Origin of the sequence: Altericroceibacterium endophyticum (assembly GCF_009827595.1) — a bacterium.
Classification (GTDB): Bacteria; Pseudomonadota; Alphaproteobacteria; order Sphingomonadales; family Sphingomonadaceae; genus Altericroceibacterium; species Altericroceibacterium endophyticum.
Genome location: NZ_WTYT01000002.1, coordinates 370,972 through 383,606, shown reverse-complemented (window position 1 = coordinate 383,606; position 12,635 = coordinate 370,972). Strand labels below are relative to the sequence as shown.

At 58.9% G+C, this 12,635-nt stretch carries 15 protein-coding genes and 1 tRNA gene; 8 read left to right on the top strand and 8 right to left on the bottom strand.

What is annotated here, in order from left to right; translation table 11 throughout:
- The first annotated feature begins 2 nt into the window (after positions 1–2).
- Positions 3–521: a DUF2155 domain-containing protein gene (locus GRI91_RS05815; protein WP_237437684.1), complete on the top strand. Its 519-nt coding sequence runs from the start codon at positions 3–5 to the stop codon at positions 519–521.
- On the opposite strand, the gene aat is transcribed toward GRI91_RS05815, so the two are convergent.
- Positions 473–1,168 carry a leucyl/phenylalanyl-tRNA--protein transferase gene (gene aat, locus GRI91_RS05810; protein WP_160735678.1) on the bottom strand — a complete coding sequence of 232 codons (696 nt, stop codon included), beginning with the start codon at positions 1,166–1,168 and terminating at the stop codon, positions 473–475. The two genes, GRI91_RS05815 and aat, sit on opposite strands and share 49 nt — an antisense overlap.
- A gap of 115 nt (positions 1,169–1,283) precedes the next feature.
- Between aat and GRI91_RS05805 the strand changes: the two genes are divergently transcribed.
- The 3 genes from GRI91_RS05805 (at position 1,284) to GRI91_RS15860 (ending at position 3,134) form a co-directional block, all read left to right on the top strand.
- Positions 1,284–1,359 (top strand) — tRNA-Trp (locus GRI91_RS05805).
- A gap of 159 nt (positions 1,360–1,518) precedes the next feature.
- A complete protein-coding gene (gene ribB, locus GRI91_RS05800; protein ID WP_237437683.1) occupies positions 1,519–2,802 on the top strand; it encodes a 3,4-dihydroxy-2-butanone-4-phosphate synthase in 1,284 nt (427 codons plus the stop codon).
- A gap of 182 nt (positions 2,803–2,984) precedes the next feature.
- Positions 2,985–3,134 (top strand): hypothetical protein, encoded by a 150-nt coding sequence (locus GRI91_RS15860; RefSeq protein WP_202385473.1) that lies wholly within the window; start codon positions 2,985–2,987, stop codon positions 3,132–3,134.
- Between the two features lie 43 nt (positions 3,135–3,177).
- Here GRI91_RS15860 and GRI91_RS05795 read toward each other — a convergent pair whose 3' ends face one another.
- Positions 3,178–4,689 carry an alanine/glycine:cation symporter family protein gene (locus GRI91_RS05795; RefSeq protein WP_337190326.1) on the bottom strand — a complete coding sequence of 504 codons (1,512 nt, stop codon included), beginning with the start codon at positions 4,687–4,689 and terminating at the stop codon, positions 3,178–3,180.
- Between the two features lie 376 nt (positions 4,690–5,065).
- Between GRI91_RS05795 and secE the strand changes: the two genes are divergently transcribed.
- The 4 genes from secE to rplA all read left to right on the top strand — a co-directional run bounded on the left by secE (position 5,066) and on the right by rplA (position 7,192).
- Positions 5,066–5,260: a preprotein translocase subunit SecE gene (gene secE / locus GRI91_RS05790; RefSeq protein WP_160735677.1), complete on the top strand. Its 195-nt coding sequence runs from the start codon at positions 5,066–5,068 to the stop codon at positions 5,258–5,260.
- 61 nt (positions 5,261–5,321) lie between these two features.
- Positions 5,322–5,858 (top strand): transcription termination/antitermination protein NusG, encoded by a 537-nt coding sequence (nusG, locus tag GRI91_RS05785; RefSeq protein WP_160735676.1) that lies wholly within the window; start codon positions 5,322–5,324, stop codon positions 5,856–5,858.
- Between the two features lie 196 nt (positions 5,859–6,054).
- On the top strand, positions 6,055–6,486 hold the full coding sequence (rplK, locus tag GRI91_RS05780) for a 50S ribosomal protein L11 (RefSeq protein WP_160735675.1): 432 nt from the start codon (positions 6,055–6,057) through the stop codon (positions 6,484–6,486).
- Between the two features lie 4 nt (positions 6,487–6,490).
- Entirely contained in the window at positions 6,491–7,192 is a 702-nt protein-coding gene (gene rplA / locus GRI91_RS05775; protein WP_160735674.1) for a 50S ribosomal protein L1, read from the top strand.
- A gap of 76 nt (positions 7,193–7,268) precedes the next feature.
- Here rplA and GRI91_RS05770 read toward each other — a convergent pair whose 3' ends face one another.
- The 6 genes from GRI91_RS05770 to GRI91_RS05745 all read right to left on the bottom strand — a co-directional run bounded on the left by GRI91_RS05770 (position 7,269) and on the right by GRI91_RS05745 (position 12,623).
- The gene (locus GRI91_RS05770) at positions 7,269–8,048 is read right to left on the bottom strand and encodes an SDR family NAD(P)-dependent oxidoreductase (RefSeq protein WP_160735673.1); all 780 of its coding nucleotides are present in this window, start codon (positions 8,046–8,048) and stop codon (positions 7,269–7,271) included.
- 42 nt (positions 8,049–8,090) lie between these two features.
- The gene (locus tag GRI91_RS05765) at positions 8,091–9,053 is read right to left on the bottom strand and encodes a DUF8021 domain-containing protein (RefSeq protein WP_160735672.1); all 963 of its coding nucleotides are present in this window, start codon (positions 9,051–9,053) and stop codon (positions 8,091–8,093) included.
- A gap of 84 nt (positions 9,054–9,137) precedes the next feature.
- Positions 9,138–9,899, bottom strand: coding sequence for a competence/damage-inducible protein A (locus GRI91_RS05760; RefSeq protein ID WP_160735671.1), 762 nt, complete (start codon positions 9,897–9,899; stop codon positions 9,138–9,140).
- Between the two features lie 44 nt (positions 9,900–9,943).
- On the bottom strand, positions 9,944–10,828 hold the full coding sequence (gene folD / locus GRI91_RS05755) for a bifunctional methylenetetrahydrofolate dehydrogenase/methenyltetrahydrofolate cyclohydrolase FolD (protein WP_160735670.1): 885 nt from the start codon (positions 10,826–10,828) through the stop codon (positions 9,944–9,946).
- A gap of 21 nt (positions 10,829–10,849) precedes the next feature.
- A complete protein-coding gene (gene purU, locus GRI91_RS05750) occupies positions 10,850–11,692 on the bottom strand; it encodes a formyltetrahydrofolate deformylase (RefSeq protein ID WP_237437682.1) in 843 nt (280 codons plus the stop codon).
- A gap of 58 nt (positions 11,693–11,750) precedes the next feature.
- Positions 11,751–12,623: a methylenetetrahydrofolate reductase gene (locus tag GRI91_RS05745; protein ID WP_160735668.1), complete on the bottom strand. Its 873-nt coding sequence runs from the start codon at positions 12,621–12,623 to the stop codon at positions 11,751–11,753.
- Positions 12,624–12,635 lie beyond the last annotated feature (12 nt).

Sequence of the window (12,635 nt, the reverse complement as noted above, 5' to 3'; positions counted from 1 at the left end):
TCATGCGGCGCGCAGCTTGCGGCACCGCGCTGCTGGCCCTGTCGCTGGCGAGTATGGCGCTTGGCGGATGCGGGCAGGACACGCCTGATTCTGAGCCTGAGCCCGAGAAAAGTGTTGCCGTAAAGGACACCACTGCGCCTGCGGCTGGCACGGATGCTCCGTCCGGGGCGGAGCAGGGCACCCCGATGGCGGATCGTGTGGCCACGATCGGCATAATCAACAAGCGCAACAATCTCTCACAGGATGTGGAGCTGAAGCCCGGCGAATCGAAGCGGGTCGGCAGTGTCACGGTGAAGCTGGAGGCTTGTGAAAAGACTCCGCCCTGGGAAGAGCCGCCCGAAACCGGCGCCTTCGTGCAAGTTCAGGTGCAAGAGCGCATCAGCAACGATGATGATGACATGGAATGGCACCAGATTTTTTCAGGCTGGCTGTTCAAGAATTCCCCGAGCCTGAATGTGGTGGAGCACCCGGTCTATGATGTCTGGGTGAAAGATTGTGCGATGAGTTTTCCGGGCGAGTGATCGCCGGCCTGCGCGATCAAGGCGCGGTATGCATCGGGCAGGCTGGATGAAGACGGCTGTTCGCATGCCTCACTCAGCAGCGTCAGATAATCGGCTTGCGGCATGGTCACCGCACCCAATGTGGACAGGTGACCGGTCATAAATTGACAATCCAGCAGCATGAAGCCCGCCTGGCGCATCATGGCGATCAGCCATGCCAGGGCCACCTTTGACGCATCATTGGCGCGCGAAAACATGCTTTCGCCGCAAAAGGCGCGTTCGAAAGACACGCCGTAAAGCCCGCCCGCCAATTCACCATCCTGCCAACATTCGATGGAATGGGCGTGTCCGGCGCGGTGTAGGGCGCTATAGCTGGCGGCGATCCGTTCACTGATCCAGCTTTCCGGATGGTCATCACGCGGCGCGGCGCAGGCGTCGATGACCTCGGTAAAAGCTGTGTCGCAGGTGACGGTGAAGCGATCCTGCCGCAAAACCTTGCGCAAGGTGCGGGCGCAATGAAAGCCATCCAGCGGAATAATCGCGCGCTCGCGCGGCTCAACCCAGAAAATATCGGGGTCATCGCGTGTGTCCGCCATTGGGAAAATGCCGCTGCGATAAGCGAGCAAGAGCATTTCCGGTGGTATCGTTTGCGGGCTTGGTGCGTGCATTGCGATACAGCGCTTAGCAGGCGCGGAGTGTTTCGTCTGCTATCTTGATACGCAATTATGACAGGAATGCGCCTTGCCAAGTGGTCGGTGACCCATTAGAGGCGCAAACCGCTGCAGGAGTGTAGCTCAGTTGGTAGAGCATCGGTCTCCAAAACCGAGGGCCGTGGGTTCGAGTCCCTCCACTCCTGCCAGTTTCCCCCGAAACAGGTTTGCTTTCTTCTCACGCTGGCATGTTGCTGGCGGTGTTTCTGCGCGTAAACCCCGCGAAATGCGCGATGATGCAACTTCTAATCAGCGAATGTGATTCACGTTCCTTGAAATCACATTATAATGTGATTAGGCCGCTGCTCATGAGCAATATTATTGAAAAAGCCCGTCGGATCATTGCTGACGGCACGATGTCGCGTTCCGGCCTTGCCCGTGCCGCTGGTCTCCATGCGAACAGCCTGAGGGATCTGCTTCAGTCCGATTGGAACCCCACATCTGACACGCTTGCGAAATTGGAGTCGGTTCTGCTTCAGAATGATGACCGGCCCGTGCTCGCCTCGATCGAGGAAATCATCGAGGAAGCGCGTAATGGGCGGATGTATATTCTGGTTGATGATGAAGATCGTGAAAATGAAGGCGACCTGATCGTCCCCGGTCAAATGGCGACGCCCGATGCGGTGAACTTTATGGCGACTCACGGGCGCGGGCTGATCTGCCTGGCGCTGACCTCCGAGCGCTGCGACGCGCTGGGTCTGCAGCCGATGGTCAGCAATAATCGCTCGCGCAATGAGACGGCCTTCACCGTGTCGATCGAGGCCCGCGAAGGGATCGATACCGGAATTTCTGCTGCCGATCGTGCGCGCAGCGTTTCGGTGGCGATTGACCCCACCAGCAGCGCAGACGCGCTCGTCAGCCCCGGCCACGTCTTTCCCCTGCGCGCCCGCAATGGCGGTGTATTGGTGCGGGCAGGGCATACCGAAGCGGCCGTGGATATATCCCGTCTGGCGGGACTGAACCCATCGGGTGTGATCTGCGAAGTGATGCGCGATGATGGCCAGATGGCACGGCTGGATGATCTCATCCCCTTCGCACGCAAACATGATCTGAAAATCGCCACGATTCGCGATCTGATCGCTTATCGGCGCAAGCATGACCGGATGATCGAAAAGACCTCCGAATGCAGCTTTACCAGCCGCTGGGGCGGTGATTGGGTCGCGCAGTCCTATTATAGCGACGCCACGGGGGATGAGACCATGGCGCTGGTGAAGGGCGGTAGTTCCGCTGAGAAGCCCACCTTGGTGCGGATGCATGCGCTGTCCTTCTTTGAGGACGTGTTTGGTGAAGAAACACAGCGTTCGCGGCTGCTGAGCAAGTCGATGGAGCTGATTGCGGAAGAAGGCGCCGGAGTGGTGGTGGTGATCAATCGCCAGTCTGCGGGCTGGATGTCGCGGATGATGCAGGCGCGCACCAATAATGCTGGCGATGATCAGCCGGTGGTTGAGGAACTGCGTGACTACGGCGTTGGGGCGCAGATTCTGGCCGAGCTGGGCGTGCAGGATATGGTGCTGCTGACGAACACCCGTCATTCACCGATTGCCTTGTCAGGTTACGGTCTGAACGTCGTTGGCGAACGTCCGATCACCTGACTATTGATCCGCGAAAGGGCGTGGTGGCTGATTTATTTATATTTTTTTAAGGATGGGGAACCCGGCAGAAAGCCTTGGCTTGCGTATGCATTGCTGCTGCTGACTCAGGCGGGGCCGGGAACTGTTGCGGTGAAGCGAGCATTATAAGCGCCAGACTGCAACAGTTTATGAGGAGCAGCATTATGTCGAGCTTGAGTTTTCGCACCAGCCGGCCCGATAGCTGGACCAACCCCCGGCCGCATCGCGATGCGAGCCAGCGTTTGATGCAATACGGCAAGATACAGCCGATGGACGAGCCAGGTTTTCTGGCTCGCCTTTTCGGCCGGCACTAAACTGCACTGACAACCATGTACTCCATGGCGCCGGAGGAACCGATCAATATTCGTTCGGTTCTTCCGGCGTTTCTTTATGGAAATCCTTGCCGGCCGTTTTGTCGCCGCGGGCTAGTTTGAACACAACGCCGGACAATGCGGCCAGCGCGATCAGGTTAGGCAGCGCCATAGTGGCGTTGGAGATATCACCCAGTCGCCAGACCAGCTCCAGCGGCTGACTTGCACCGAAAAAGATGATGACGCACCAGAGCACACGCCACAGCATGTGCAGGATGCGTTCGCCCTTCAGCGTGGAACCTGGAATGCGGTCATAGATGAAGGTGATCGCCCGTTCGCCATAATAGGACCATGTCAGCATGGTGGTGAACACGAACAGCATCAGGGCCAGCGACGCGATCAACGTGCCCAGCGGAACGCCGATGAGTTGAAGCGGGAATGCTGCGGCAAATGCGCCGGATGTCATGGAGAAGCCGGTCAGATCGGACTGCCAGGCATGTTTGACAGCCGCACCGCCACCCGAGAAATTGCCTTCCACAGTTAGAATAACCAGCGCGGTCATCGTGCAGATCACCACCGTATCGATGAATGTGCCCAGCATGGCCATGCGGCCCTGCGACGCGGGATCATCAGTCTGCGCAACAGCGTGGGCGATCGGGGTCGAACCCTGACCTGATTCGTTGGAGAAGAGGCCGCGCGCCACACCCGCGCGCAGGGCGATGATGATCGCCGCGCCGGTGAAGCCGCCCACCGCACTTTGTGCACTGAATGCGCCGGAGAAGATCAGGCCGAAGGCTTCGGGAATATCCTGAATGTCGAGCAGCAAGGCAAGGAGAGCCATCACGAGATAGGCTGCGGCCATGAAGGGCACGACCTTTTCCGCCACATTGCCGATGGATTTGATCCCGCCAATGATCACGACGAAGACGGCAACCGCCGAAATCAGGCCGCCCATCCACTCTTCAATGCCGAACAATTCGTTCATGCCGTCGGCCATGGCGTTGGATTGAATCGAATTGCCGGTCACCAAAGCGGAAAACAGGGTGCCAAGGCAGAAGATGATCGCCAGCCAGGTCCATTTGGGGCCGAGGCCGATCATGATGTAGCTCATGGGGCCGCCGCGATAGGTGCCATCGGATGTCTGCTCGCGGTAACGGATGGCGAGGGAGCCTTCCGCAAACCCCAGCGCCATGCCCAGCAAGGCGGTGATCCACATCCAGAAGATAGCGCCCGGTCCCCCCAGTGCGAGAGCGGTGGCCACCCCAGCCAGATTACCGGTGCCCACTTGTCCGGACAGCGCAGTGGAAAGTGCGGCAAACGGTGAAATCTCACCCGATCCGCTGCCCTTGCGCCCCTTGAACAGGCCGGAAAAGGCGGACCCCAGCTTCAGGATCGGATAGAACCGCAATCCGATCATTATGTACAAGCCAACGCCGAACAGAATGATAACCATCGGCGGGAAAGGAATGACTTCCTGCCCGTTCCATGTTCCGACCCATATGAAGTCGGAAATATTGGTAATGCGGTCGAGCAGGCTTGTTTGCACTGGTGCTGTCACTCGGAATGTCCCCCGTTAGCTTCCGAAGAAAGTATCATTGCTAACCATATGTTTCCGTGAAAACCAGCCCCCTTTGGGCTCTGCGCAACAATAATGCGCAGCTTTGACAATGATTAACGGCCAAGTCTGGCCCTTTACCGGCCTGCATAAGGGCCTGCGATGGGGAGCGAGAAGCGCGGACGGATCGCTCTCAAGCTCAGGCCCGCAGTATGCGAAAACTGCGAAGGCTTGCCTATCGGCGTGAGCCTCGCTAGATAGAGCGCGTCTTTCCGACATCGGAGCTTTGCAGCCCCTCCCGATCAACTGGATCGGGGCGGCGATGGCCCCTTGGCGGAAGCGGTGCGATAAGCAATTTGGATAATGAGGTCGAACAGCCATGGCGAAGACCAGCCCCGGTGAATTCATCCGCCAGGTTCGCGCGGAAGCGTCCAAGGTGGTCTGGCCAACGCGCCAGGAAACGGTAACCACTGCGATTTTCGTAGGGATCATGATGGTGATCCTGTCGATCTTCTTTCTGGGAATCGACTCGCTGTTCGGCGCCATCGTGCGCTGGCTGCTCACTCTGGTTTGAGCCTTACTTGACGTTCGATCAGACCTGAACGCCGCGCAAGCAGAAACGGATTAAGAGATACATGGCCCGTTGGTATATCATTCACGCCTATTCCGGTTTCGAGAACAAGGTGCGCGATTCGATCATCGCCGAGGCGGAGCGTCTGGGCCTGTCCGAAGCAGTCGAACAGATCGAAGTGCCTGCTGAAACCGTGACCGAAGTGAAGCGCGGCAAGAAGGTTCAGACAGAGCGCAAGACCATGCCCGGCTATGTACTGGCCAAGCTGCGCATGAATGACGACGTCTATCACCTCGTCAAGAACACGCCCAAGGTTACCGGCTTCCTTGGCAATAATGCCAAGCCGCAGCCGATTTCCGAACGCGACGCCGCACGCTATTTCGGCGCTGCCGAAGAAGCCGCATCGGCGCCCAAGCGGCAGGTTCAGGTCGATTACGAAATCGGCGATCAGGTCAAAGTGCTCGAAGGCCCCTTCGCCAGCTTCAATGGCGTGGTGGAAGAGCTCGATTTCGACAAGCAGAAGGTCAAGGTTTCGGTCTCGATCTTTGGCCGGGCTACGCCTGTTGAGCTGGAATTCGAACAAGTCGAACTGGTCAAGTAAGACTGTAAAATCTTTCGAACGGGCGGGGCTGTGCTCCGCCCGTTCTTGCGTTTGCGTGCATATCTGTTATGCGCGCGCATTCCCCTGACATTCTGCTGCGGGAATCCGTGCGGGAGGAAGCCTTCGGGCTTCTGTCTGACCGCTCAACATGAAGGCGCGTTGAATGCGCCTGACAGTGTGAAAAGGAGTGGCCCCTATGGCCAAGAAGATCGAAGGCTATATCAAGCTGAACGTGCCTGCGGGCGCGGCTAATCCCTCCCCGCCGATCGGCCCTGCGCTCGGTCAGCGTGGTGTGAACATCATGGAATTCTGTAAGGCGTTCAATGCCGCCACGCAGGAAATGGACAAGGGCGCGCCGATCCCGACGGTTATCACCGTCTATGCCGACCGCTCGTTCACTTTCGCGACCAAGACGCCGCCGGCGACTTACCTGATCAAGAAGGCGATGAACCTCAAGTCGGGCTCCAAGGAGCCGGGCAAGATCTCTGCCGGAACCGTCAAGCGTTCGCAGCTGTCGGAAATCGCTGAAGCGAAGATGAAAGATCTGAACGCCAACGATCTCGAAGCGGCGACGAAGATCATCGAAGGTTCTGCCCGTGCGATGGGCGTCGAAGTGGTGGAGGGCTGAAACCATGGCAAAACTGACCAAACGCCAGAAGATGCTCGCTGAAAAGATCGTTGCTGAAAAGCTTTACGGTTTTGACGAAGCGCTCAAGACCCTTCGCGAAGTAGCCGAAACCACCAAGTTCGACGAAACGCTGGAAGTCGCCATGAATCTTGGCGTCGATCCGCGTCACGCCGACCAGATGGTTCGCGGCATGGTTTCGCTGCCCGCCGGCACCGGCAAGACCGTCAAGGTCGCCGTGTTTGCGCGCGGTGACAATGCCGAGAAGGCTCAGGCCGCTGGCGCCGACAAGGTTGGTGCGGAAGACCTGATGGAAGACATGCAGGCAGGCAATCTTGATTATGACCGCGTGATCGCCACGCCGGACATGATGGGCGTTGTTGGCCGTCTTGGTAAGGTTCTGGGCCCCAAGGGCCTGATGCCGAACCCGAAGCTGGGCACCGTGACCCCGAATGTGGAACAGGCCATCAAGGACGCCAAGGGCGGCCAGGTCCAGTACCGCGTTGAAAAGGCCGGTATCGTGCATTCCGGCATCGGCAAGCTGTCCTTCTCCGACGATCAGCTGAAGGAAAACTTCAAGGCATTCACCGACGCCGTCGTGAAAGCCAAGCCGTCGGGCGCCAAGGGCAAATATGTCCAGAAGATCTCGATCAGCTCCTCCATGGGGCCGGGTCTGCAGATCGAAGCGGCGGAAGTCGAAGGCGCGTAATTTCGCGTTTTTGGTTTTTACCAGAGATCACCAAGGGGGCGGGAAGGCAACTTCCCGCCCTTTTTGTTTGTATGGCCTAGCCAGGTGATGCGGCGGAGCCAGCCAGTAGTCCGCCATCGATGTTCATCTCTGTCCCGGTGATATAGGTCGCATCGTCGCCTGCCAGCAGCAGCGCCAGCGCGGCGACTTCCTCGCAGGTGCCGAAGCGCTGCAGCGGGGTATCCGCCACCAGCTTGGCCATAGTTTCCTGACGCTGCGGCCCGTCGCCCAGCATTGGCTCCCAGATCGGCGTGAGGATGGCGGCGGGGTGGATCGAATTGCAGCGAATGGTCCAGCCTTGCTGGGCGCAATAGAGCGCCACAGACTTGCTGTGGTTGCGAATTGCCGCTTTGGATGAGGCATAGGCCGCCGCGCCCGGAATCCCCACCAGGCCGGAGCGAGACGAGATATTGATGATCGAGCCCGCACCCTTTGCCTTCATCGCGCCAATTGCATAGCGGCAGCCGAGGAAGGTGCCGTCGAGATTCACCCGGTGAACTTCGCGCCACTCTTCCAGACTGGCATGTTCGGGGTCATGCGGGCCGGTGCCATGTTCAAAACCGGTTATTCCGGCATTGTTGACCATGACATCACAAGACGGAACCTTAGCGGCAAGCCGCGCCCAATCGCCTTCGTCCCGCACATCGAGCACTTCCGACCGGCACCCGATCCGGCTGGCAGTGCCGCGAATTGCGGCTTCATCGCAATCGGTGGCGATTACCTCTGCGCCCTCGGAATGAAACAAAGCTGCTATCGCTTCGCCAATTCCGCGCGCAGCGCCGGTGATGACACATGTTTTGCCTGCCAGTTTGCTCATGAGCCCTCCAGTGGATGGGCGGACAAGCCGCCTTGATGCTACTTAGCGAATGTCATGCTCGGTCAGGGGCCAGTTTGGCCCCATGCCATAGGGCACTGGCGCCATCAGTGCTTCAATCCGGGTGAACAGGCCGTTTTCGATGCGGAAGGCTTCTGCGATCATCCAGGTGAAGGGCCGGTCAAGGCCGCCCGACACGGTCTCTCCATTGGCCAGCTGATAATCGCGAACCGTGCCGCTATGATCGAAAAAGGCATGGGTAAAGACGCAGCCGGTTTCGCGATCGACGATCGGGAAACGGCGGTGCCGGATACGGTCGACAAAGGCGAAGAAGCCGGTCTCGAACTGCTCGCGCGCCGACATGGTCAGGAAATTCCATGTATAAGGCGACTGACCGGCGCGGCTGTTGCCATCGGCTTCTGCGGCCCGCTGTTTCAGCTTTTCCGCTTCGCGCTGATCCAGCGGCGCGGTGGCGAGATAGCCATTCTCAACCCGGACGCAGTCCTCGGCAAAGGGATAGTGACCCCGGCCATCATTGCGCTGCAGCCCCGTGAAATAGCAATTGGCGACCCGGCGTAATTCGGCACGGCTCATTTGTTCAGCGGTCGGTACGGGCGCAAACCATCTGGGGTCTGGCGTGGGGGAAGCATCCAGTTTCTCCGCCCCATCTGCCATCAGTCCGGCGGCGGCGAAATCAGGACGTGCCACCAGCATTTCGATATCGGTAATCGCATCGCCGGTGATTCGCAGGCGCACATTCATGATCGAACGGGTGGCCCCTTCGCGTAAAGTCACGAAAGAGGCGATCTGGCAGCTGTCAGGATCGACGATATCGTGGCGATAGGGGCCGGTCGCATCCGCGGTCGCCCAAGCCCCTTCTCCGATGGAGAGTTCCACACCATTCTCGGTGTAGCGGGCGCGCTTATAGGGATTGTCAGCCTGCCGGTCGGTCAGCCTTTCAAGAAAACCATCCATCGCCGCTGTGAGCATTTCGCGATCGCCGCGCATTCAATTCGTCTCCATATATCCGGGCAGAGCGGTCATGTCGCAGAGCCTCATGCAAAGCATGCACTTAGCCTGCTGAAAGAAGCGTCAGATCCCTCCCGGGGTAAAATCATGACCAGCCGTGCCCAGCGCATCGCACAATGTGTCGACAGCGCTCTGCAATTCAGCTTTTTCCGTGGTGCGGATGACGAAATTGGCACCGACCTGTCCTTCGCGGAAGAAGGGATAGGACCCGATCTGACAGCCGGGATGCGCCTTTTCCACTTCGCGCAAGATGTCGGCCACTTCGCTTTCGGCTACCCAGCAGCCGATTGTTTCGGAGATCAGCGGAGCGCCGCCTTCCAGCGTGCCGGTCAGCGCGTCGAGCATGCCTGCGGTGATATGCGGCACGCCAGCCATCAGGAAAATATTGCCGACATGAATCCCCGGGGCGCCTGACATGCGGTTGGGGATCAAATCCGCTCCCTCTGGCACGCGGGCCATCCGCAGCCGTGCTTCGGTCAATCCGCCACGGGTTTCGTAATGCTTTTCCAGAATGGCGCGGGCTTCGGGATGGACCACCACCGGCACTTCCAGAGCGCCGGCCACGGCATCCACGGTGATGTCATCATGGGTCGGGCCAATGCCGCCGGTGGTGAAGAGGTAATCGTTGCGCGCGCGCAGGATATTCACCGCTTCGGCTATGGCATCCATGTCGTCCGACACCACGCGCACTTCATGCAGGCGAATACCCTGTACCTGCAGCCAGCTGGCGACTTGCGCGATATTCTTGTCATGGGTGCGGCCGGAGAGAATCTCATCGCCGATCACGATCAATGCGGCGGTCCAGATGCGTGAGTTAGCAGTCATGGATATGTCGTAGGCGATTTCTGCAGGCCGCGCCACCTGACTATCTATGCCGGTGCGTTAAGTTTCCGCATGGCTTCGAGATTTTCTGCCGCCTGCACCGTATTGGCGAGCAGACAGGCAATGGTCATCGGTCCAACACCGCCGGGGACAGGGGTGACTGCCTTGGCATGCTGCACTTCGTCATAGGCAACATCGCCGACCAGACGGTCCTTGCCATTGCCGCCCGGAATGCGGGTGATGCCGACATCGATGATGGTCGCGCCTTCTTTGACCCAATATCCCTTCACCAGATGCGGCACGCCGGCCGCCGCCACGATAATGTCCGCCTTGCGGCAAATATCGGGCAGGTTCTTGGTTTCGATATGCGTAACCGTGACTGTTGCCTCCCGCTCCAGCAACAGCATGGCAATGGGCTTGCCGACAATGTTGGATTTGCCGATCACCACCGCGTCGAGGCCGGTCAGGTCATCCAGCACTGTGTCGAGCAGTTTAAGCACGCCCAGCGGAGTGCAGGGGACGAGGCCGCCCGTTCCGGTGGACAGGCGTCCGACATTCACCGGGTGGAACCCGTCCACATCCTTGCTCGGGTTGATCGCGCCGAGGATGGCCCCTTCATCGATATGTGCGGGCAGGGGAACCTGCACCAATATGCCATGGACATTGGTATCGATGTTGAGACGGGCGATCAGGGTCAGCAGGTCTTCCTGCGACGTGTCTTCGGGAAGGCGGTGCTCATAGGAGCGGATGCCGACCTTCGCAGATTTCTTGATCTTATGCGCGACATAGACTTCGCTGGCCGGGTCGTGACCCACCAGCACCACGGCCAGGCCTGGGGCCTGACCGTTGCGCTTGGCATAGGCCTGCACCTTTTCGGCGGTTTCGTCTTCGATTGTGGTAGCGACGGCGCGCCCGTCAATCCGATCCGCCATGATACAGGCCCCTTTAGTAAATTAGTCGAACACAACTGTGCGGCTGCCGTTCAGGAACACCCGGTCTTCCAGATGCGCCTTTACGGCCTTCGCCAGAACGCGGCGTTCGACGTCGCGGCCCTTGGCGACGAGCTCATCCGGCGTTTCGCGGTGGCTGCAATTCTGCACATCCTGCGCAATGATCGGACCTTCATCGAGGTCGGTCGTCACATAGTGGCTGGTTGCGCCGATCATCTTCACACCGCGCTTATATGCCTGGTGGTAAGGCTTGGCGCCCTTGAAACCTGGCAGGAAGGAATGGTGGATGTTGATGCAGCGGCCCGACAGGAAGCCTGCAAGATCATCGGAGAGGATCTGCATGTAGCGCGCCAGGACGACCAGATCGGCGCCGGTGTCATTGACGACCTGCTTGATCTGCGCTTCCTGCTGCGGCTTCGTGTCCTTGGTGATCGGGAAATGGTAATAAGGAATGTCTTCGATCAGCGAGGTGGTGAGCACTTCGCGCGGGTGATTGTTGATCACCGCGACCACTTCCATGTTAATTTCACCAATCCGCATGCGATACAGCAGATCGCCCAGCGCATGGTCGAATTTGGATACCATCAGCACGACCTTGGGCGTGTAGCCCGGATCGCGCAGATTCCACATCATCGAATGTTCTTTGGCAATCGGCTCGAAATTGGCCCGAATGTCGTCATTGCCGCCATTGAAAACGGCGCGCATGAAGAACTTGCCGCTGATCGGATCGGAATATTGCTGCAGATCGACGATGTCGGCACCGTGCTCGGTCAGGAAACCTGATACTTTGGCGACCAGACCCGACTGGTTTTCGCAGGACAATGCCAGCGTGCTGCTGTTGCTCAACTTACTCTCTCCTTGAATTCCCTTAAGCCAGGGCGCGTTTGCCGCCCGCTCAGGGGTTTCAGCTATGTTTTGCGTGATATTCGTTGATCCAGTCGGCGGAGGCCTTGAGGCTGCCGAACGGATAGAAATGCAATCGGACCCGACCATGCTCGGGCGTGAGGCCCTGTTCAAGCGAATCGATCAGCTTGTCCGGGCCGGCCTTGCCGATGAGATTGGTCAGCGAAACGCCGTATTTCTTCATCACATTGGCCGATGCACCGACGCCGCAGCGCTTGGCAAAACCGATCAGGCGCTTGATGCCCGCGGGGCCAGGTACGCCGATACGGACCGGCGCATCGATGCCGCGCTCGCGCATTTCCTTGATCCAGTTGAGGATCGCTTCATCGTCAAAAGCGAACTGCGTGACGATCAGCGGGGTAATGCCGCGTTCGCGCAGAGCCGCAATCTTGCGTTCCATCCACACCCAAAGATCGGCCTTGGACACATTGGGGTGCCCTTCCGGGTGGCCGCCAATACCGGCTGCTTCGATACCGTATTTTTCCAGCAGGCCGGATTCGATGATCTGCATCGTATCCTCATAGGGGCCTTCTGGTTCGGGCGGATCGCCGGCAATCATGAAGACACGCTTCACGCCTGCTTCTTCGGTCACGCGCTTGAGCAGGTTTTCGAGCACTTCGGCTGATTCCAGCCGGCGGGCCGACAGATGCGGCATGGGTTCGAAACCCAGCTCACGCACCAGCTTGGTCGCGGCGATGCGATCTTCCATTTCTTCGCCCGGAAGGAAGGTGACGGCGATCGGCGTATTGGGGCGGATCAGTGGAGCGGCTTCGCGCAGATGATCCATCTCCTTGGCTGTCATTTCCAAGGAATATCCATCCACCATGTTACTGGCGGGTTTTTCCCAATCAGGGTGAATGGCGGCATATGACATAGAACTCTCCTC

Bases quoted from the DNA above. Each gene is read 5' to 3' on its own strand.
- GRI91_RS05815 (WP_237437684.1), top strand. From the start codon at position 3: ATGCGGCGCGCAGCTTGCGGCACCGCGCTGCTGGCCCTGTCGCTGGCG.
- aat (WP_160735678.1), bottom strand. From the start codon at position 1,168: ATGCACGCACCAAGCCCGCAAACGATACCACCGGAAATGCTCTTGCTC.
- ribB (WP_237437683.1), top strand. From the start codon at position 1,519: ATGAGCAATATTATTGAAAAAGCCCGTCGGATCATTGCTGACGGCACG.
- GRI91_RS15860 (WP_202385473.1), top strand. From the start codon at position 2,985: ATGTCGAGCTTGAGTTTTCGCACCAGCCGGCCCGATAGCTGGACCAAC.
- secE (WP_160735677.1), top strand. From the start codon at position 5,066: ATGGCGAAGACCAGCCCCGGTGAATTCATCCGCCAGGTTCGCGCGGAA.
- nusG (WP_160735676.1), top strand. From the start codon at position 5,322: ATGGCCCGTTGGTATATCATTCACGCCTATTCCGGTTTCGAGAACAAG.
- rplK (WP_160735675.1), top strand. From the start codon at position 6,055: ATGGCCAAGAAGATCGAAGGCTATATCAAGCTGAACGTGCCTGCGGGC.
- rplA (WP_160735674.1), top strand. From the start codon at position 6,491: ATGGCAAAACTGACCAAACGCCAGAAGATGCTCGCTGAAAAGATCGTT.
- GRI91_RS05770 (WP_160735673.1), bottom strand. From the start codon at position 8,048: ATGAGCAAACTGGCAGGCAAAACATGTGTCATCACCGGCGCTGCGCGC.
- GRI91_RS05765 (WP_160735672.1), bottom strand. From the start codon at position 9,053: ATGCGCGGCGATCGCGAAATGCTCACAGCGGCGATGGATGGTTTTCTT.
- GRI91_RS05760 (WP_160735671.1), bottom strand. From the start codon at position 9,899: ATGACTGCTAACTCACGCATCTGGACCGCCGCATTGATCGTGATCGGC.
- folD (WP_160735670.1), bottom strand. From the start codon at position 10,828: ATGGCGGATCGGATTGACGGGCGCGCCGTCGCTACCACAATCGAAGAC.
- GRI91_RS05745 (WP_160735668.1), bottom strand. From the start codon at position 12,623: ATGTCATATGCCGCCATTCACCCTGATTGGGAAAAACCCGCCAGTAAC.